Origin of the sequence: Streptomyces sp. NPDC093071 (assembly GCF_044754545.1) — a bacterium.
GTDB lineage: Bacteria > Actinomycetota > Actinomycetes > Streptomycetales > Streptomycetaceae > Streptomyces.
On the sequence record NZ_JBIVPH010000001.1, the window covers coordinates 272,811 to 291,694 of the forward strand.

The 18,884-nt window shown below is 74.2% G+C and carries 15 protein-coding genes; 8 read left to right on the top strand and 7 right to left on the bottom strand.

Annotated features, from left to right (window positions below; all coding sequences use genetic code 11):
• Positions 1 to 11: 11 nt before the first annotated feature.
• From ACIQD7_RS01080 to ACIQD7_RS01090, 3 genes are all read left to right on the top strand, one after another.
• The gene (locus ACIQD7_RS01080) at positions 12 to 1,157 is read left to right on the top strand and encodes an acyl-CoA dehydrogenase family protein (RefSeq protein WP_402438266.1); all 1,146 of its coding nucleotides are present in this window, start codon (positions 12 to 14) and stop codon (positions 1,155 to 1,157) included.
• A gap of 67 nt (positions 1,158 to 1,224) precedes the next feature.
• Positions 1,225 to 1,641 (top strand): thioesterase family protein, encoded by a 417-nt coding sequence (locus ACIQD7_RS01085; RefSeq protein WP_402438269.1) that lies wholly within the window; start codon positions 1,225 to 1,227, stop codon positions 1,639 to 1,641.
• An 89-nt stretch (positions 1,642 to 1,730) separates the two neighbouring features.
• A complete protein-coding gene (locus tag ACIQD7_RS01090) occupies positions 1,731 to 3,077 on the top strand; it encodes a hypothetical protein (RefSeq protein ID WP_402438272.1) in 1,347 nt (448 codons plus the stop codon).
• A gap of 49 nt (positions 3,078 to 3,126) precedes the next feature.
• Here ACIQD7_RS01090 and ACIQD7_RS01095 read toward each other — a convergent pair whose 3' ends face one another.
• Positions 3,127 to 3,687: a CGNR zinc finger domain-containing protein gene (locus ACIQD7_RS01095; protein ID WP_402438275.1), complete on the bottom strand. Its 561-nt coding sequence runs from the start codon at positions 3,685 to 3,687 to the stop codon at positions 3,127 to 3,129.
• 61 nt (positions 3,688 to 3,748) lie between these two features.
• Here ACIQD7_RS01095 and ACIQD7_RS01100 point away from each other — a divergent pair, with 61 nt between their 5' ends.
• From ACIQD7_RS01100 to ACIQD7_RS01110, 3 genes are all read left to right on the top strand, one after another.
• The gene (locus ACIQD7_RS01100) at positions 3,749 to 4,999 is read left to right on the top strand and encodes an MFS transporter (protein WP_402438278.1); all 1,251 of its coding nucleotides are present in this window, start codon (positions 3,749 to 3,751) and stop codon (positions 4,997 to 4,999) included.
• 150 nt (positions 5,000 to 5,149) lie between these two features.
• Entirely contained in the window at positions 5,150 to 6,961 is a 1,812-nt protein-coding gene (locus tag ACIQD7_RS01105) for a PP2C family protein-serine/threonine phosphatase (RefSeq protein WP_402438282.1), read from the top strand.
• 5 nt (positions 6,962 to 6,966) lie between these two features.
• Complete coding sequence (locus tag ACIQD7_RS01110) at positions 6,967 to 7,419, top strand: response regulator (RefSeq protein ID WP_402439665.1); 453 nt, start codon at positions 6,967 to 6,969, stop codon at positions 7,417 to 7,419.
• Here ACIQD7_RS01110 and ACIQD7_RS01115 read toward each other — a convergent pair.
• The 3 genes from ACIQD7_RS01115 to ACIQD7_RS01125 all read right to left on the bottom strand — a co-directional run bounded on the left by ACIQD7_RS01115 (position 7,380) and on the right by ACIQD7_RS01125 (position 12,543).
• A complete protein-coding gene (locus ACIQD7_RS01115; RefSeq protein WP_402439667.1) occupies positions 7,380 to 9,857 on the bottom strand; it encodes an ATP-binding protein in 2,478 nt (825 codons plus the stop codon). The genes ACIQD7_RS01110 and ACIQD7_RS01115 overlap by 40 nt on opposite strands.
• A 797-nt stretch (positions 9,858 to 10,654) precedes the next feature.
• Positions 10,655 to 11,332, bottom strand: coding sequence for a response regulator (locus ACIQD7_RS01120; protein WP_402438285.1), 678 nt, complete (start codon positions 11,330 to 11,332; stop codon positions 10,655 to 10,657).
• Positions 11,329 to 12,543 carry a sensor histidine kinase gene (locus ACIQD7_RS01125; protein ID WP_402438288.1) on the bottom strand — a complete coding sequence of 405 codons (1,215 nt, stop codon included), beginning with the start codon at positions 12,541 to 12,543 and terminating at the stop codon, positions 11,329 to 11,331. The genes ACIQD7_RS01120 and ACIQD7_RS01125 overlap by 4 nt, the downstream gene beginning before the upstream one ends.
• 373 nt (positions 12,544 to 12,916) lie before the next feature.
• Here ACIQD7_RS01125 and ACIQD7_RS01130 point away from each other — a divergent pair, with 373 nt between their 5' ends.
• Complete coding sequence (locus ACIQD7_RS01130) at positions 12,917 to 15,187, top strand: MMPL family transporter (RefSeq protein WP_402438292.1); 2,271 nt, start codon at positions 12,917 to 12,919, stop codon at positions 15,185 to 15,187.
• Here the strand turns inward: ACIQD7_RS01130 and ACIQD7_RS01135 are convergent.
• From ACIQD7_RS01135 to ACIQD7_RS01145, 3 genes are all read right to left on the bottom strand, one after another.
• Positions 15,160 to 15,582 carry a secondary thiamine-phosphate synthase enzyme YjbQ gene (locus ACIQD7_RS01135; protein ID WP_402438295.1) on the bottom strand — a complete coding sequence of 141 codons (423 nt, stop codon included), beginning with the start codon at positions 15,580 to 15,582 and terminating at the stop codon, positions 15,160 to 15,162. The genes ACIQD7_RS01130 and ACIQD7_RS01135 overlap by 28 nt on opposite strands.
• Before the next feature lie 70 nt (positions 15,583 to 15,652).
• Positions 15,653 to 16,312 carry a hypothetical protein gene (locus ACIQD7_RS01140; RefSeq protein WP_402438298.1) on the bottom strand — a complete coding sequence of 220 codons (660 nt, stop codon included), beginning with the start codon at positions 16,310 to 16,312 and terminating at the stop codon, positions 15,653 to 15,655.
• Positions 16,312 to 16,845, bottom strand: coding sequence for a SigE family RNA polymerase sigma factor (locus ACIQD7_RS01145; RefSeq protein ID WP_402439669.1), 534 nt, complete (start codon positions 16,843 to 16,845; stop codon positions 16,312 to 16,314). The genes ACIQD7_RS01140 and ACIQD7_RS01145 overlap by 1 nt, the downstream gene beginning before the upstream one ends.
• Before the next feature lie 596 nt (positions 16,846 to 17,441).
• Between ACIQD7_RS01145 and ACIQD7_RS01150 the strand changes: the two genes are divergently transcribed.
• Entirely contained in the window at positions 17,442 to 18,839 is a 1,398-nt protein-coding gene (locus tag ACIQD7_RS01150) for a cellulase family glycosylhydrolase (RefSeq protein WP_402438301.1), read from the top strand.
• The last annotated feature ends 45 nt before the right edge of the window (positions 18,840 to 18,884 follow it).

Here is an 18,884-nt window from a genome sequence, read left to right on the forward strand (position 1 = left end):
AAAGGCAGACCATGCTCCAGCACTTCACCGACCCGGCCCTGCGCACGCGCTACGCGGACCTGGCCGCCTCCACCGTCGCCAAGCGCGCCGACGGCTGCAGGGCCGAGGGCGTCCTGGACCGGGAGTCCTGGCAGGAGGTGAGCGACGCCGGCGTGTGGCGGCTGGCCGTGGACCGGGAGTGGGGCGGCGACGGCGGCACCTGGTGGGACTTCACCGCGGCCTTCGAGGGCGTCGCGGCGGGCGGCCGCGACCTCGGCTTCTCCCTGTCCATGGTGGCCCAGGCGGGCCTGATCCGTTCCCTGCTCACGTACGGCAGCGACGACCAGAAGGGCTACTGGCTGCCCCGGCTGCTGTCCGGGGAGGTCGGGGCCACCGCGCTGACGGAGACCACCGGCGGCTCCGACGTCACCCGGATCAGGACGGCCGCCGCCCGCGACGGCGACGTCTACCGGCTGAACGGGCACAAGGACCACATCACCAACGGCCCCGTCGCCGACATGGCCCTGGTCCTGGGCCGCGTGCCCGAGCAGGGCGCCCGGGACATCACCCTCTTCATGGTCGACCTCCACGACGAGGGCGTCAGCCAGGGGCCCGTGGAGCGGATGATCGGCAACCAGACCAGCCCGACCGGGCCCATCGGCTTCGACAACGTGCGGGTCGACGCCCGGAACCTCGTCGGCGAGATCGGCGGGGGCATCGAGGCGATCTACAACACCATCGCCCTCGACCGGCTGCTGTACGGGGTCCTCGCCGCGGCCTACCTCGATCCGCACCTGGACGAGGTGCTCGCGTACGCGCGCCGCCGCCAGGCCTTCAAGCAGCCGATCGCGGACCACCAGTACGTGCAGGGCCGGATCACCGACGCCAAGTTCGCCATCGAGGCGACCCGTTACGTCTCCTACGGCGCCCTGGACGCCCTGCTCAACGGCGACCCGCAGGCCTCCCTGCTGTGCTCCACCGCCAAGTACCACGCCGGCGAGACGCTCCGGATCGGCACCGAGACCGCGCTGCGCGTCTACGGCCACCTCGGCTACATGGACGGCCCCGCCGCACGCGCCCTCCAGGACGCCCTGGGCACCCTCATCGCCGGCGGCACCGCGGAGATGCAGCGCAAGAACGTCTTCAACCAGATGCGGGCCCTCGCACAGGCCTCCTGACCGCTCCGCCGCCCGCCCGAAAGTCCACCACCCGACCGAAACTCCGCCGCCCGACCGAAAGGCAGTCATGTCCGACACCACCACGACACCGCGTCCCGTGCTCGACTCCCTCGTCGGCTCCTCGGCCACCCGCCACCACGTGGTCGGGCCCCGCGACTCCGCGACCGCGTGGGAGAACGACGTGGACGTCCTCGCGACCCCCGTGCTGCTGTGGCTCGGCGAGGTCACCGCGATGGACGTCCTGCGGGAGGAGATCGCCGCGCCCTGGATGACCCTGGGCCTGAACCACGACTCCGCGCACGTGGCGCCGACGCCCGTCGGCGAGGAGATCACCGTCACCGCCACGCTGACCGGGGTCGACGGCAAGATCCTCACCTTCTCCGTGGAGGCGCGGGACAGCCGCGCCGTCATCCTGCGCGGCGTGCACGGACGGGCCGTCGTCAACCGCGACGCGTTCGTGCGGAAGCTCGCCGAACGCGCCTGACCCCGCCGTCCCCGGGGGCCGCGCCCGGCGCGGCCCCCTCCCCCGTGCGCGGGAACGCGCGCGTCGGAACTCGTACGAAAGGACCTTCCGTGCCCCAGCTCGTCCTCGGCAACGTCACGAGCGAGTACATGTTCGCCAGCCCGCTCACCTCGTTCGGGCCCAAGGAGGCCCACAAGCAGCACGCCGTGTCCACCCGTACGGCCTGGCTGCTGGAGGACGGCGACGCGATGCTCGCGCACCGGCGGCCGACGCCCGACTTCCTGGACTACCTCGTCCCGTCGCTCGGCCTCGACCGCTCCGCGCTGACCTTCCTCACCCCCGACGGGCCGGATGAGGGCGTGTTCCTCGACGCGCGCACCGCCCTGGCCGAACCGCTGGTGGAGCGGCTGCGGGAGACCGTACGACCGGACTGGACGCTGACGCCCTACCTGTACGACCGGACCGTGGCCGACCTGGCGGGCCGGCTCGGTCTGCGCGGGACGGGTCCCGCGTTCTTCGCGCAGGGCGGCAGCGACTTCTTCAACAGCAAGTCCTTCTTCCGGGCCTGGGCGACCGGCACGGGCGTCCCGGTCGCCCTGGGGGAGGTCTGCCGCAGCCGGGGGGCCACCGCGCGGGCCGTGCGCGACCTGCTGCACCACACCGGCAGCGTGATCGTCAAACAGGACTTCAGCGCCAGCGGATACGGCAACGTCCTGTTCACCGTCGACGCCGGGGTCCCCGCCATCGGGGCCTCCGCGAAGCACGTCGTCGGCCCGCTCTCCGGCCTCCGCGAGATCGAGGCGGCGCTCGCCGACTCCTTCCCCGTGGTGGCGGAGGTCCGCGACTTCCCCACGGGCCTGCGTCCGAGCGAGGCCGTCGTCGAGGTCTACCACCCGCACAGCCGCACCCTCTACAGCGAGCTGTTCCTCCCCGACCCGCCCGGCGAGCCCGTCCTCCTCGACCACGGCGACATGCGCATGGAGCCGGTCTGGAACGGCTTCGCCATCCCTCCGGTGGCCCTGGATCCCGTGGCGGAACGGCTGATGCTGGAGGCGTCGCTGGCCATGGCGCGGACGATCCGGCAGCTCGGCTACCGCGGCCATCTGAACTGCGACTCCATCGTCACTCCCGAGGGGGAGGTCCTGTTCAGCGAGGTGAACGCGCGCATCGGCGGCTGCACCCACGTGCACGCGGCGGCCCGGCGGCTCCTCGGCGACGACTACCTGGACGCGTACACGGTGCTCACCCGCAACGACCTGCCGGTCCGGGACTTCGCCAAGCTCGCCCTGGCGATCGAGCGCGACCCCCGGCTGGCCCCGGACGGGGAGAGCGGGGCCGTCGTCCTCGTCGACGACAGCCCGTACACCCGTACGGTGGAGTATCTGGTCTACGACCGGGGCCCCGGGGCGGCCGAGGAGACGGAGCGGCTGCTGCGGCAGGTCGCCTCGACCCTCTGACCGGCCTTCCCGGTCCTACGGGGTGGGGGCGCCGGCCGGGCCGGTGTCCTCACCCCGCCTCCACGGCGGCCGTCCGCCGCTTCTGGGTCTCGCGCATCCGCTTGACCTTGGCGATGCTGCCGCAGGCCCGGCCGCTCTCGCCCGCGTACATGCTGCACCAGGTGCGCGTGTTGTTCCGCGACTGGTCGTAGAAGACCCACCGGCAGTCGGGGCAGGCCCTGAGCCGGCGCCAGCGCTCGGTGAGCACCAGTCCGGCCGCCTGGCGCAGGACGACGTCGACGGGGGCGGCGGGTCCTTCGAGCCGCAGTTCGCCCTCGCCGATGCGGACCGTCTGCGGTCGCCGGGCGAGCCATGCGTCGAGGCGCCGCGTGCCGCGCTCGTCCACGTCCTCCCTCAGGTCGTCGCGGAGCCGGAGCAGGTCCGCCAGTTCGTCGGCGCGCGGGCGCGGCAGGTGCGGCAGCGTCCGCGCCCAGTCGTCCGGGGACGCGGCGAGGTCCGGGAGGTTCTCCGTCTCCTGTCGCGTGTCGTTGGGGATCACCCAGGTGTTGAGGAAGGACCTCATGTCCTCCACCTGCGGTCCGGCCACCGTCGTTCCCGTCCGATTTCCCATGCGTAAATCATAGCCGGTAAACAAGGTTTGACACCCGGGCGAACGGTTACCGGTAAAAACTATGAGTGGTAACACAGCGCCGGTCACGCGACCCACCCCGACCTACCGCGACGTGCTGTGCCGCGAGGGCGGCACCGCCTGGTACGTCGCCATGGGGCTGATCCGGGCACCCGTCGCCATGGCCCCCCTGGCCCTGGTCTTCCTGGGCCACAGCACGGGATCGTTCTCCGCGGGCGGCGTCCTCGCCGCCTCGCACGCGCTCGGCGAGGCCGTCGGGGCCCCCTTCATGGGACGCGGCTTCGACCGACGGCCCTTCCTGGGACAGCTCCGCTTCGCCCTGCTCGCCGAGGCGCTCGTCTTCGCCGCCATCGCCGTCCTGGCGGGCCACACGTCCATGGTCCTCCTGGTGGCCCTGGCCTTCGCCGCCGGAGCGGTGGCCGCGGGCGTCCCCGGCGGGATGCGCGCGCAGCTGTCCGGCACCACCCCGGAACACCTCCGGCACACCGCGCTCGGCCTGGAGAGCGCGCTGAACCAGGCCGTCTGGGCCGCCGGCCCCGTGCTGGCCTCGCTGGTGTCCACCCAGGCGTCGCCGCGGACCGCGCTCCTCCTCATGGCCGTCGTCTCGGCGGCCCCCCTGGCCTTCGCCGGACGCATCCGGCACGCCCCTCCGGAGGTGCGGGAGAACGCGCCCGAGCCGGCGGGGACGCTGAGCGTCGTCAGGATGGCCTGGCCCACCGTGCTGCTCGCCGCGGCCATCATGTTCCTGGTCGGCGCCATGGACGTGGCCCTGCCGGCCCGCCTGGAGTCGACTGGCCAGGAGCTGGCGCTGACAGGCGTCATCACGGGGGCGTTCGCCGTGGCGAGCATCGCAGCCGGGCTGGTCTACGGGCGGCGCACCTGGCCGGGCTCCCCCGGGACGCAGACCCTCTTCCTGCTGCCGGCCATGACGGCGGCGCTGACGCTGTGCGCCGTCACCGGCCGGCTCTGGGCGTTCTTCGCCGCGTTCCTGCTCGGCGGCCTCTTCTACAGCCCGCTCATGATCATCCGGAACCTGGCGCTGCAGAACCGCCTCCCGCAGAACGTGTGGGCCACGGGCTTCTCGCTCCTGTACGCGGCGGGCGGCCTCGGCTACGGCGCGGCCGCCCTCCTGACGGCCGGCCTCGTCAAGGCCACCACCCCGGTCGTCACCATCGTCGTCTGCACGGCGCTGACCACGGTGATCGGCCTGATCGCGGGCATCGGGGAACGCCGGGGAACCGCACCGGCCGAGCGGCCCGGGGCGCGGACCCCGGCCGCGCCGACGTCTTCCTGAGCGGCGGACCGGACGCCCCGGCTCCCGACCGGGGCGCGACGGCGGCGACGTACGCTGGGACGTGCGGCCCGCCCGGAGTCACCCGACGTCCGGTCCCGGGGCGGCGGGGCGAGAGCTCCGGCCAGTACGGCCGACACGATCGAGGAGACTGTGAGGCGAGTCGAGGGAGCGACCGGTACGGACCCTGAGACCTGGTCCGCCGGCCTGCACCGCATGTGGCAAGCCGCGCAGGACGCCCAGGACGTCACGGACATGGCCCGGCACGTCTACGCGCTGATGCTGGCGGAGCGGGCCGTGGTCGCCGTCGCGGGAAGCAGGTGGGACGGCCCCGGGCTGCGGTACGTACGGCGGCTGACGGTCGACGGCGGCGACTCGGCGACCACCACCACCCCCCGCCCCGGCACCGTGCGGACCGTGCCCTCCCGGGTGCCCGCCGGGGGCGGAGAGGACGCCGGGAACCGCGCGCCGGTCCACCTGTACGAGCACGACCTCACGGCCGACGACGAGGAGTTCGCGCCCGAGGCCGGCCTGCTGGCCGGGGCGGGGGCGCGCTGGGCCCTGGAGGCCCGCTTCTCGCTCGGCGGCGACGACTGGGCGTCCTTCTCGCTCGGCCTGAGCCGGCGGGAGGACGCCGACCCCTTCCTGCCGACGCGGCTGCTCCAGCTGGGCGAGGTCCTGGTGGCCGGGAACCGGCGGGTCCTGGAGCGCAGGGCCGCGGAGCGCCGCCGGGTGGAGGAGGCGTTCCTGGCCGAGGCGTCCCTGCAGATGGACGCCAGCCTCGACGCGCGGGAGACGCTGGAGCGGGTCGCCCGGCTCGCCGTCCCGGCGGTGGCGGAGGCCTGTGTGGTGCACCTGTGCCGGCCGGGCGACCGGCTGTCCCCGGTGGCCGCCGTGCACGTGGCGGCGGCCGTACAGCCCTGGCTGCGCGGCGTGGCCTCGGACGACCCGTGGCTGGACGGGGCCCTGCGGACCGCTGCGGGCCTGCCGCACGGCACCCTGATCACCGGCGAGGCCCTGGGGACGTCCGCGTTCGGCCCGCACGGCGAGGGGCCGGGCCGTGCGGTGCGGGCGGTGAGCATCAGTCCGCTGCGGGCCCGGGGGAAGCTGCTCGGCACGCTGACGTTCGTCTATCACCGCCCCGAGCGCGAGATCGTCGACCTGCGGGTGCTGGACGACCTGGCCCGCAGGGCCGCCCTCGCCATCGACACCACCACCGCCTACGAGCAGCGCCGCCGCAACACCGAGCAGCTCCAGCGGCACCTGCTGCCGGGCAGGCTGCCCGACTGGCCGGGCGTCGGGCTGACCGCGGCGTACGAGGTGGCCGACGACTCCCTGGAGGTCGGCGGCGACTTCTACGACGCCGTGGTGCGCCGGGACGGGGCGCTGGCCCTCTTCGTCGGGGACGTGTGCGGCCGGGGCGCCGAGGCCGCGGCCCTCGCCGGCCTGGCCCGGCACACCCTGCGCGTCCTGCTGGAGGACAAGGCCCCGCCGGGCGAGGCGCTGAACCGGCTCAACAGCGTGCTGACCGGCCAGCAGGCCGCCCGGTTCGTCACCGCGTTCGTCGGCGTGCTCACCCCGGCCGGCGACGGATACACCGTCGAGGTGGCCTCGGCCGGGCATCCGCGCCCGCTGATCCGCCGCGCGGACGGGCGGGTCGAGGAGGTCCGGGCGTCCGGGCTGCTGCTGGGGGTCGTGCCGGACGCCCTGTACGAGCCGGGGAGGACCGTGCTGGATCCCGGCGACGCGCTGGTGATGTTCACCGACGGCCTCTCGGAGGCGCGCTCGGCGGACGGGACGATGTTCGAGGACGTACTGCCCGAGGCGGTCGGGGAATGCTGCCGCGACGGGAGCGACGCCGCCGGGCTGATCGCCCGCGTGGGCGCCTTCCGCGCCCTGGGCGACGACGACACCGCCGTACTGGTCGCCCGGGTGGCGGAGCAACGCGTGGAGGACGCACCATGAGCCGGATGCCGGAGACGACGGACGCGCGACGCCTGGCCCCCGACCGGATCCTGATCGTGGAGGACAGTCCGGAGGACGCCGAGGCGATCGAGCGCGCGCTGCGCCGCACCCACCCCGACCTGGAGCTGGAGTTCACGGACCGGGGAGAGGGCCTGGTGGACGCACTGCTCGCGCGCGAGGACCTGCCCGGCCTGGTCCTGCTGGACCTCAACATGCCGGGGATCGGCGGGCACGCGGTGCTTGAGCGGATCCGCTCCCGGCCGGAGCTGAGCGCGGTGACGGTGGTGGTCTTCACCTCCTCCACCGCCCCCGCCGAGGTCGACGCCTGCTACGCGGCGGGGGCGGACAGCTACGTCTACAAGCCGGTCAACTTCGCGCTCTTCCAGACCGTGCTGAAGGGCGCCGTCGACTACTGGCGTCAGGCCGGGTCCGGCTCGGGCGACCCGAGCGTGAAGTAGAACGCCGTCCCCCCGCCGGGGACGGCCTCCAGCCAGATGCGGCCCCCGTGCCGTTCGACGATCCGCTTGACCAGGGCGAGGCCCACCCCCGTACCGCCGCCGTGCTCGTTCGGCCCGTGGAGGCGGCGGAACAGGTCGAAGACCTCGTCCCGCCGGTCCGCGGGGATGCCGATGCCGTTGTCCCGGACGACGACGACCGGCTGGGGTCCGGCGGGGGTGCCGGGGTCTTCCCCGGTGGGCGTCCCGGAAGCGTCCCCGTCTGCGCCGCGCGCCTGCGAGCCGTCCCCGGCGAGTGTCCCCGTGTCGCCCCCGGCAAGCGTCCCCGGACCGTTCCCGGCGGGCGGGACGGGGCGGCGCTCCACGGTGACCTCGACCCGGCGCTCCCCGTCCCGCCGGGCGTACTTGGCGGCGTTGACCAGCAGGTTGACCAGGATCTCGTCCAGCCGGTCGGGGTCGGCCCACACCCGGGGCAGCGTTCCCCGGACCACGGCCACCCCCTGCTCGGCCAGCCGGGGCCCGGCCACCTCCAGGGCCGCGTCGAGGGCGGCGGCCAGCTCCACTTCGCGCACCCGCAGTCCGGCGCGGCCGAGCCGGGCGTAGTGCAGCAGCGAGTTGAGCAGCTCGTCCATGCGTCCGGCGAGCCGCTGCATGGTCCGCAGCCGGCGCAGCGTGACCTCGTCGAGTTCCTCCCCGGCGTCCTCCATGGCGAACGTCGCCGCGTTGGAGATGCCGCGCAGCGGCTCCTTGAGGTCGTGGGCGGCGGCGTGGGCGAAGGAGTCGAGGTCGACGTTGCGCATCCGCAGCTCGTCGTTGATCGCGTCCAGGACCTCGGCGTGCCGCAGGACCAGGCCGGTGAGGAGCCGCCACAGCTCCTTGGCCACCGCCCGGTCGCGGACGGTCCAGGGCAGGCTCCGGCCGCGTACGGTGGCCCGGAAGACGGCGCCGGAGCCGCGCGGCGTCAGCCGCTCGCCGTGCGGCCCGACCCGTACCGGCAGCGAGGGGTCGGCGGCCCACTGCCGGGGCATCGGCCGCTCCGGGCGGCGCCAGGCGAGGTACTCCCCCGCTCCGGACAGCGGCACCATCAACACCCCGGCCGGCCCTCCGTCCGGTCCTGTGTCCGCCACCTCCGCGCCGCCTTCCGGTCCGTCCTCCTCGGCCAGCCGGTCGGTGCACCACGGCTCGCCCGGCGTGAGCCCGCGCGCCCGCGTCTCCAGCGCCCGGAGCAGGCCGGGCGCGAACGCCTCGCCCGCGCCCAGGGTGCGCTCGGCCCGCCGGAGCACCACCCCGTCCGCGTCGAGCAGCTCCATGAGCGGGCCGCCGGCACCGCCGAAGCCCTCTTCGAGGCGTTCCCGTTCGAGCGCCTCGGCCACCGCGGCGGACCGTGCGGTGGACTCCACGTGCGCGTCCGCGCGCTCGCGTTCCTCGATCGCGGACAGCTGCAGCGAGAACGCGGCGCCGAACATCTCGCACGCCGAGCGGACTTCGGGGGTGATCCGCGCGGGCTCCGCCCCGTGGCAGGCGATCAGCCCCCACAGCCGGCCCTCGCGCAGCACCGACACCGACATGGAGGAGCGCACGCCGATGTTGCGCAGGTACTCCAGGTGGAATCCGGAGACGGTGCGCAGGGCGGCCTGCGACAGGTCCAGGGGCGCGCCGGTGGCCTCCCGCACGGGCGGGTGCAGTCCGACGGCGACGTCGTCCACGTCCCCGATGACCCGGATCCAGTTCTCCCGGTACAGCCGCCGGGCCTGCGGCGGGATGTCGGTCGCCGGGAACCACAGCCCCAGCCAGGGCTCCCAGTCCTCCCGTACGTCCTCGGCGACCACCTCGCCCGGGCCGTCCTCGCCGTCGAAGCGGTAGGCGACCACCCGGTCGAACCCGGTCAGCGCCCGCACCTCGCGCACCGCCACCCGGCAGCAGTCCTCCACGTCCTCCGCCGACCGCAGCCGGGCCAGCGCCCGGCGCACCCCCTGGTAGAACCCGCGCGCTTCGGCGCCGCCGGCGCCGCGCGGCTCGAACTCCAGGATCAGCAGTCCGTCCCGGCGGTGGGCGGACACGTCGAAGCTCCGGCCCGGGGCCGTCACGTCGTCCGACAGGGCGAGCGCGGCCGGCACCCCTCCCTCGTCACCGGCCGCCTCCACCGCCTCCTCGAAGACGGCGGCGGACACCAGGCGCGTCACCGGCCCGCCGACGAGGTCCTCCGCCTCCACGCCGAGCAGGGATCCCGTGTTGCGCGCGGCGACCTCGACCACGCCGGTCTCCGGATCGACCGCCACCAGCGAACCGCAGGACTGCACGCTCCCGAGCAGATGGATCGGCTCGCGCACGCACCGCGTGAGGTCGAAGCCCCCTCCCGAGGCCCCTTCGGCCTCCCGCGCACGCCGCGACAGCCATGGCTGCTCCACTGGTCCACCACTCTCCCCGGGCCCGGCCGGCACCTCCGGCCCGTTCCCGCCCCCATCCTCTCCCGTCGGCCGGTGGCGGGGGCGGGAGGACACCGGCGAGCACGTCGTGGCGTCCGCCGCCCCGGTCAGGAGGCCCGGGACGGTCACGGCGTCGAGCCCCGGCTCCCGGGCGGCGATGTCGGCGGCCAGGGTCGGGTCGCCGACGGAGAGGACGCCGTGCCGGGCCACCGGAGAACCCGGCCCGGAGCACTTCGGTCGCCGTGGTGACGACACGGCCCGGGACCGCCGCCCTTGCCGCTGCCGCGCGAACCGGTCGGCCACGGCGGAGCGACCCGCGCCGGTCCCGGGCGGGTGATCGAGGAGGGTGCGCAGCGCGGTACCGCGTCCCGCGAAGTACCGGCCGGGCGCGGCGTCGTCGACCACACCGCGGGAGACCGTGCCCCGACCGGGGGCGGCAGGGCGGCTCGGGCGGCATGTACCGGGGGTTGGGAAGCGCCCGGCAGCGGGGGTCACCGTGACCGGCCACGATCCGCGCAGACCGGGGGTTCCCTCAGGGCCGTCCGCACGGGTTCCGTCACCCGCGTCAGGTCCGGTGGGGTCGGTCGGTGGAGGGGACGGCGTCGTCGCGCAGCGCGGCGGTGAGGGCTCCGGAGAAGACTGCTCGACGCGATCACGGCAGGCGGAAACCCACCCTCACCCCTTCCTCGAACAGCTCTGCTCCTTGAGGGGAAGACCCCACCGGGGTCGTAGCGGGCGAGGGCCCGCCCGGTCGCGGCCAGCGGTGTGGGCCGCGTACGCGCGCGTACCGGTACTCGCACCGGTCCGGTGGCTCACATCTCCCGTCGTGCCGTCACCAGGCCCGTCTCGTAGGCGGCGATGACCGCCTGGGCCCGGTCGCGGACCCGCAGCTTGGCGAAGAGGGCGGTGATGTGGTTCTTCACGGTGGAGGCGCTCAGACCGAGCCGGTCGGCTATCTCCGTGTTGTCCGAGCCGTCGGCGATCAGCCGCCATACCTCCCGCTCCCGCGGCGTGAGCCCTTCGGCGCCGGGGGGTGCCGGGGGCACCGCCCGGCGGTCCGGGGCCGTGACGTGCCTGGAGATGAGCCGGGTCAGGAGTCTCGGGGCGAGGATCGCCTCGCCGTCGCGGACCACGCGCAGGGCGGCGACGAGGTCCTCGGGCGAGATGTCCTTGGGCAGGAAGCCGCACGCCCCGGCCCTCAGGGCACCCACGACGTGTTCGTCCATGTCGAAGGTGCTCAGGGCCAGGACCCGGCAGTCCGGCAGCTCGGCGGTGAGCCGCTCGGTGGCGGCGATGCCGTCCAGGACCGGCATGCGGATGTCCATGACGATCACGTCGGGCCGGTGCTCGTGGGCGAGACGGACCGCCTCGGCGCCGTCCGCGGCCTCGGCCACGACCTGGAAACCCGGTTCGGGGGCGAGCATCAGCGCGAGGCCGCGGCGGACGAGCGGCTGGTCGTCGGCGATGAGGACCTTCACGGTCGCACTCACGCGTACACCTCCTGGCGGTCGGTGGGCAGGGGCAGCCGGGCCCGGACGGCGAATCCCGCGCCCTCCGGCCCGGCCCGCAAGGTGCCGCCGTGGAGGGCGACGCGTTCGCGCATCCCCATGAGTCCGTGACCCGAGCCGCGTGCGACGGGGTGGCCGGAACGCGGACCGTCGTCGGTGACGTCGACCCGCACCTCGTGGACGGCGAAGGTGAGCCGCACGTCGACGTGCGCGCCGTCGCCCGCGTGCCTGCGGGCGTTGGTGAGGGCCTCCTGGACGATGCGGAAGACGGTGAGTGCGACACCGGGCGGAAGCGACCGCGGGTCGCCGTCCGTGGTGAGGGTGGTGGGAAGGCCCGCGCGGCGGCTGTCCCCGACGATGCGGTCGAGGTCGCCGATGCCGGGCTGCGGCGCCGTCGCCTCGCCCTCGTCGTTCTCGTCGCCGGCCCGTAGCACGTCGAGGAGGTGGCGCATCTCGCGCAGGGCGGTGCGACCGGAACCCTCCAGGGTGACGAGCGCCTCGCGGGCTGCCTCCGGCGAGCGGTCCAGATTGGCCCGGGCGCCTCCGGCGAGCAACTGCATCGTGGTCAGGTGGTGGGCGACGATGTCGTGCAGTTCCCGGGCGATGCGGCGTCGTTCGGCGGAGACGGCCCGCTCGGCGAGCAGCCGCCGCTGGGCCTCGGCGTTGCGCTGCCAGCGACCGACCACGGCGGCGGCACCGGCCACGAACAGCGCGGACACGACGTTGGGGACGAACTCCATCAGGGAGGGCGCGGGCAGTCCCGGGTGGACGAACTGGAGCACCGCGACGCAGCCGGCGACGGCCGCCGCGCCGACCGCGGCGCGGTGGTGACGCACGGCGGTGTAGAGGGCGACGACGGTGGCCGCCCCGTAGTGCTGGCCCACGGAACTGAACCAGTTGAGCGACAGGTTCGCCGCGAGGACGCACGTGAGGACGCACAGGGGCACGCGTCGGCGCGCCAGCAGGAACAGCGAGGCGGCGACCACGACCAGGCACCCGGTCACCGGCACGTGGCCCCGGTCCGTCTGGCTGGTGAAGGTGAAGCCCACGAGGTCGAGGGCCGCGGCACCGGCGGCGACGAGTCCGTCGTGCCGACTCCACGATCCCGGCCTTCCGCGCCGGCTTCCCGTCCCGGCTCCGCCGGAGACCGTCCCGGTCATGCCGTCCGGAAGCCCGGCGCCGGACGTGCTCACCCGGCCCCGCTCCCGACCGGGGCGCGTTCCGTTCGCGCGCCGCCCCATCCCCGCCTCCCCTGCGCGTCCGTGCTTTCCCGGAGCCGCCGCAGCGGCCCATGACCTGCGGTTCGTCCCCCGAGTCTCCCATGGTGCCGATGCACCGGGGCCGTGGCGTCGGGACCGGGAGGGAGCCGCGGCCGGGAGCAGGCTCCCAGTGGCAGGACGGTGCGGGCCCGTGCTCCCAGGGGGTTTCTCGTCCGTGGCTCGGAGGTGCGGGCCGCACACCGCTGATGTGCTGGACACGTGCCGGAACGACCCGGCACGTGGCGCCGCGCCGGACGTCCACGGTCCCGCGGCGTCCTCGCACCCCGACCCTTCCCGGAGGACTCCCGTGATCCGTGCCCTGACCTGTTTCTCGACCCGCAGACCGTGGCGGGTCATCGCCGTGTGGGCGGTGGTCGGCGTCTTCCTGACGCTCATGGGCCAGGCGCTCGTCTTCCGCGTGACGCACACCGACAGCGCCGGTTTCCTGCCTCGGGAGTACGACGCGGCCGCGGCGCTGCGGATCGCCCGGGAGGAGTTCGGCGCGGAGCCCGACGCCGACGTGGTGACGGTGTTGGTGGCACGACGCGACGGCAGGCCGCTGGAGGACGCGGACAGGAGGCGCGTGGAGGGCGTGGCGCGCGAACTGAGCGCCACGCGCGTGGAGATGCCGTGGACGGACGAACAGATACGGGGGATCTCCGAGGACTACTCCCAGGTCCCCCGCGTGGCGCTGGTGACGACCGCCCCGGACGGGTCGTTCGCGCTGCTCGGCGCACGGCTGCGGGGCAACTCCACCGACCCCGGCATGCAGTCCGTGTACCGGGTACTCCACGACCGGGCCGAACGGGAGTTCGGTGAGGCCGGGCTGCGCACGGGGTTCACCGGAGGACTAGCGGACGTGGTGGACCGCGCGGACGCGGAGAAGACCACGCAGACGGTGGTCGGTCTGGTGATGGTCGGGCTGATCGTGCTGATCAACGTGCTGGTGTTCCGCAGCGTCCTGGCCGCGTTCGTCCCCCTGTTCGCGGTGTCCGTGGTGGGCGGCGCCGCCACCGGCACGGTCGTGGGGGTCGCCCTCCTGACCGGCCTCGAACTGGACCCGGGAACCCCGAGCATGATCGGCACCGTGTTGATCGGCATCGGCGTGGACTACTTCCTCTTCCTGCTGTTCCGCTTCCGTGAGGAGCTGCGACGACGCCCGGAGGAACACCATCGCCTGGTGGCCGCGGACGTGGCCGGACGGGTGGGCACGGCGGTGACCTCGGCGGCACTGACGATCGTGGCGGCCTTCGCGACGCTCGGCGTGGCGACGTTCGGGCAGTTCCGCGTGCTCGGTCCCTCGGTGGCGGTGTCGGTGCTGGTGATGCTGGTGGCGAGCCTGACCCTGATGCCGGCGCTGCTGGCGGTGACCGGCCGGAAGATGTTCTGGCCCTCGCGGATCCTCTCGAAGGCCGAGCGGACCGGCCCGGCCGCCCGTACCGGCGAACTGGTGGCGCGCCGTCCACTGCTGGTGCTCGTGGCATCGGTCGCCCTCCTCGGCGCGCTCGCGGTCGGCATGGCGGGCGTCCGCATGGACTTCGGAACCGGCGGCACCCCGCGCGACACGGCGGCCGCCGCGACGGCGCGGGAGATCGCCGTCGCCCTGCCACCGGGGGTGTCCGATCCGACGACGGTGTACGTCACCGCCGACGACGGTCGGACCCTAGACCCCGCCGGGCTGGACTTCCTGCGCCGGGCCCTGTCCGGGGTGCCAGGAGTGGGCGAGGTGGCCGCTCCCGTACTCGACACCGACCGCAACGCCGCCCGGCTGGACGCCTATCTGACGGCGGACACCCACTCCCAGCAGGCCAGGGATCTCGTGGCGGGGCCCGTGCGCCAGGCCGTACGGGAAGCGACGCCGGCCGGTACCAGCGCACACGTGGGAGGCACCGCGGCCGTGTTCGCCGATGTGGCGACCGCGGTCGACCGGGACCTCCGGACGGTGTTCCCGGTGGCCGCGGCACTGATCGCACTGATCCTGGTGGTGCTGCTGCGCAGCCTGGCGGCCCCGGTGGTGCTGATGCTCTCGGTCGGGCTGTGCTTCGCGGCGACGTTCGGTGCCTCCGCACTGGTCTTCCAGCACATCGGCGGTGAGCCGGGGGTGAACTTCGTCCTGCCGTTGGTGCTGTTCCTGTTCGTCGTGGCGCTGGGCACCGACTACAACATCCTCGTCAGCGACCGCCTGCGTGAGGAGATGGCCCACGGAGGTCCCGCCCGCGCCGCCGTGGCCCGCGCGGTACGGCACACGGCCCCGGCCGTCGCCACGGCCGGTGTGGTCCTGGCGGCCTCCTTCGGCAGCCTCGCGGTGAACGCGGACGCCTCCACCCGCCAGCTGGGCTTCGCCACGGCCCTGGGCATCCTCCTGTCCTCCTTCGTCCTGTCGCTCCTGCTCGTCCCGGCGGCCGCGGCACTGCTGGGCCGGGGGATGTGGTGGCCGGTGCACGGGGCGCGAAGCCAGGATGACGGGACCCGCCCCGCGGACGGATGGGACGCCGAGCCCCTCACTCCGCACGACGGGGAAGAACGCTTGCGGTCGCGACCGCTTGCGGACTATCCGAGGAAGCTCAACCGCACCTGACGGTGGGGATTGTCGACGTTCGTGTCCACCAGACACACCGACTGCCACGTCCCGAGGGCCAGTTCGCCGTCGATCACGGGAAGGGTCGCGTGGGGCGGAACGAGGGCCGGGAGGACGTGGTCGCGGCCGTGGCCGGGGCTTCCGTGGCGGTGTTGCCAGCGTTCGTCGGCGGGGAGGAGGTGGTGGAGGGCCGAGAGGAGGTCGTCGTCGCTGCCCGCGCCCGTTTCGATCAGGGCGATGCCCGTGGTGGCGTGGGGGGCGAAGACGTTGAGGAGGCCGTCCCGGCCCCGGGCCACTTCCGCGAGGAAAGCGGCGCACTCCCGGGTCAGGTCGTGGACCGTCTCCGAGGATCCGGTGGTGACGGCCAGGGTGCGGGTTTCGAATCCGTGGTTCATGGCTCCATGGTGGCCGACCCGGCGGTTCCCCCACGTTCCCCACGCGGGCCGCCCGGGATCGGTCTCCCCGTCACCCGAAGCCGCCCCGGAGCGTGGTCCGGCCGCCGTCCGGGGCCGTCAGGGTGACGCCGTACGTGTCGGACGAGGCGTCCCGTACCCCTTCGGGGTGGTTGTACTGGGCCGCGAAGACGTGCGGGCCCGGCGGCAGGGCGCGGCCCTCCTTCAGGGTCCAGCGGTAGACCAGGGCGCCGGGTTCCTCGGTCACCGTCACCGTGAAGTCCCCGGCGGGGCGGGTGCGCCAGTGGCCGGTGCTCACGACGCCGGCGGTACGGGCGATCCGCAGTTCGACGACGAGGCCCGTGACGGGCGACCCGGTCGTCACGCCGAGGTCGCTCTGCGCCCACCAGCGGTTGCCGCCGGAGTTGATCGTGGCGGTCGCCCGGGCCGCCGGGCCGGGGGCGGGCAGGGTGGCGGTGGCCGGGGTCGCCGGGCGGTCGGGCGGGGCCGTCGCCGTCATGGTTCCGGCCAGGCCCACCACCCCCGCGACCGCCACGGTCACCGCCGCCACCGCCACCCGGCGACGGCCGGACCAGCGGGCCCGGGGGCGCGACCGGGCCTCCGGGGCGGGCGCGGCGAGGCCGCGTTCCACCCGGGCCAGGATCCGGGCGCGGTCGGGCCGGTGGGCGAGGGCCGCCTCGCGCAGCTCGTGGCGGAGCCGGGTGTCGTCCATCAGCGCCTTCCCGCGGTGAGTTCGGTCGCGGCCCGGTCGCCGAGCAGCCGCTGGAGTTGCGCCATGCCCTTGGCGGTCTGGCTCTTGACCGTACCGACCGAGACGCCGAGCGCCAGGGCCGTGTCGCGCTCGGAGAGGTCGAAGGCGTGCCGGAGGACGACGCAGGCACGCTTGCGGAACGGCAGGGCGCGCAGCGCGGTCCGGACGTCGAGGACGGCCGGCACGTCCGGGCCCTCGGTGTGTTCGGGGCGCCGGTCCCGGAAGGCGGTGATCCTGCGCCGCTCACGCACGGCGCTCCGGATCCGGGTGCGGACGAGGTTGGCGACGACGCCCCGGGCGTAGGCCGCGGGGTGGTCGGCGGCGCGGACCCGGTCCCAGCGGTGCCACAGGGCGAGCATCGCGTCGGCCGCCAGGTCGTCGGCGGCGTCGGTCTCGCCGGTCAACAGGTGCGCCAGGCGGGCGAGTTCGGCGTAGTGGCGCTCGAAGAAGGCCCGGAACTCGGCCTCGGCGGCGCCGCCCCCGCCGTCCGTCACGGCCACGGGCGTTCCCGGGGGGCGTGGAGGGGGGTGACCACGTACGCGCTCCTGGACGGTTCCCGGTGTCACGGGCGTCCGCCCGACGGTTCGGGCCCCGACCCTGGGCGGCGGCGCGACGGGCTGTCCAGGCGGGTCGGAGGCGCGCTCGTTCTCTCGGTTCGCGGTGGGGAGTTCGGCACGGTGTCGGTTCTCCTCGCGGCTTGGAGGGGGAGGGCCGGGGCGGAGGGCGGGACGTGCTTCGGTACGGGACCTGAACCAGTGGGAGCGCTCCCACTGTGCAGTCGGGACGCGACCGCGTCAAGACGCGCGAAGAGTCGGAGGCGGTCGGCGAGGAATTTTCCCGACCCCTCTTCTCCTCGGCCGCCGTTGGCGCTACGGTCTGCCCGACCCAGTGGGAGCGATTCCATCCAGTCGGCACACCGTCAGGCGTGTGCCCTTGCTGCGAGGACTCGCTCATGCGACAGCCCGTACGTCTCGCACGTCTCTTACGTGCTCCACGTGCTCTACGTGTTCCACGCGTCCTGCGTTCGCCGCGTCCGTCCGCTCTGCTCGCCGGAGCGGCGCTCACGACGGCGAGCACCGCTCTCACCCTCATGGGTACGGCCTCCGGAGCCGCGGCCGCACCCGTCTGCACGGTGGAGTACACCGTTGTCGGCCAGTGGGCCGGCGGCTACCAGGGCGCCGTCACCGTCACCAACGGCGGCGCCGCACTGAACGGTTGGCGCCTCGACTTCTCCTTCCCGGCCGGTCAGGTCGTCGGCCAGGGCTGGGGCGGTACGTGGTCCCAGTCCGGCGCCGGCGTGACCGTGGCGAACGAGAGCTGGAACGGCTCGCTCCCCACGGGAGCGAAGGTGACGGCCGGCTTCATCGCCTCCTGGTCGGGGACGAACACGGCCCCCACCGCGTTCACCCTCGACGGCGTCCCCTGCGACACGGGCGCGCCGCCGACCCCGCCACCGACCCCGACACCCACCCCCGGCGCGCCCGAACTCCACGTCGTGGGCAACAAGTTCGTCGACCAGAACGGCGCGGTCCGCCGGCTCCTCGGCGTCAACCGCTCCGGCGGCGAGTTCATGTGCGTCCAGGGCCACGGCTTCTTCGACGGTCCCGTCGACGACGCCTCCCTCCGGGCCATCGCCGACTGGGAGGCCAACACCGTCCGCATCCCCCTCAACGAGGAGTGCTGGCTCGGCCTCGACAACATCAAGCCCGAGTACCGGGGCGCGCCCTACGTCACCGCCGTCAAGGAGCTGGTGGCCCGGGTCCTCGCCCACGGCATGACCCCGGTCGTCGAACTGCACTGGACCCACGGCCGGTACACGGGCAACTCGGCGGGCTGCTCCGACGTGCACGCCTCCTGCCAGAAGCCGATGCCCGGCGCCCGGTACACCCCGGCCTTCTGGACCTCGGTCGCGGACGCCTTCAAGCACGACCGGCGGATCGTCTTCGACCTGTTCAACGAGCCCTATCCGGACCGGGCGACCCCCACCGCGGCGCAGGCCTGGGCCTGCTGGCGCGACGGCGGGACCTGCCCCGGCATCGACTACGAGGTCGCCGGAATGCAGGACCTGGTGGACGCCGTCCGCGCCACGGGGGCGAGGAACCTCGTCCTCGTGCCGGGCATCGCGTACTCCAACGACCTGAGCCAGTGGCTCGCGCACGCCCCCACGGACCCGGCGGGCAATCTGGCCGCCGCCTGGCACGTCTACAACTTCAACAGCTGCTCCACCGAGACGTGCTGGAACGACACCCTCGCCCCCGTGGCCTCCCGAGTGCCCCTGCTCGCGGGCGAGATCGGTGAGAACACCTGTGGACACGCGTTCGTCGACCGCGTCATGAAGTGGTTCGACGACCGCGACCTGTCGTACCTGGGCTGGACCTGGAACACCTGGGACTGCGGTTCCGGACCCGCCCTGATCAGTTCGTACGACGGCACCCCCACCGCGTTCGGCATCGGGTTGCGCGACCGTCTGCGCGCCCTCGCCTCCTGATCACCCCTTCCCGGTGATCGTCGCCTCTCCTCCGAAAGGAAACCC

What these genes read in the sequence shown, in the direction of transcription:
- ACIQD7_RS01100 (WP_402438278.1), top strand. Translation starts at nt 3,749, where the DNA reads ATGAGTGGTAACACAGCGCCGGTCACGCGACCCACCCCGACCTACCGC.
- ACIQD7_RS01085 (WP_402438269.1), top strand. Translation starts at nt 1,225, where the DNA reads ATGTCCGACACCACCACGACACCGCGTCCCGTGCTCGACTCCCTCGTC.
- ACIQD7_RS01095 (WP_402438275.1), bottom strand. Translation starts at nt 3,687, where the DNA reads ATGGGAAATCGGACGGGAACGACGGTGGCCGGACCGCAGGTGGAGGAC.
- ACIQD7_RS01110 (WP_402439665.1), top strand. Translation starts at nt 6,967, where the DNA reads ATGCCGGAGACGACGGACGCGCGACGCCTGGCCCCCGACCGGATCCTG.
- ACIQD7_RS01135 (WP_402438295.1), bottom strand. Translation starts at nt 15,582, where the DNA reads ATGAACCACGGATTCGAAACCCGCACCCTGGCCGTCACCACCGGATCC.
- ACIQD7_RS01080 (WP_402438266.1), top strand. Translation starts at nt 12, where the DNA reads ATGCTCCAGCACTTCACCGACCCGGCCCTGCGCACGCGCTACGCGGAC.
- ACIQD7_RS01150 (WP_402438301.1), top strand. Translation starts at nt 17,442, where the DNA reads ATGGGTACGGCCTCCGGAGCCGCGGCCGCACCCGTCTGCACGGTGGAG.
- ACIQD7_RS01140 (WP_402438298.1), bottom strand. Translation starts at nt 16,312, where the DNA reads ATGGACGACACCCGGCTCCGCCACGAGCTGCGCGAGGCGGCCCTCGCC.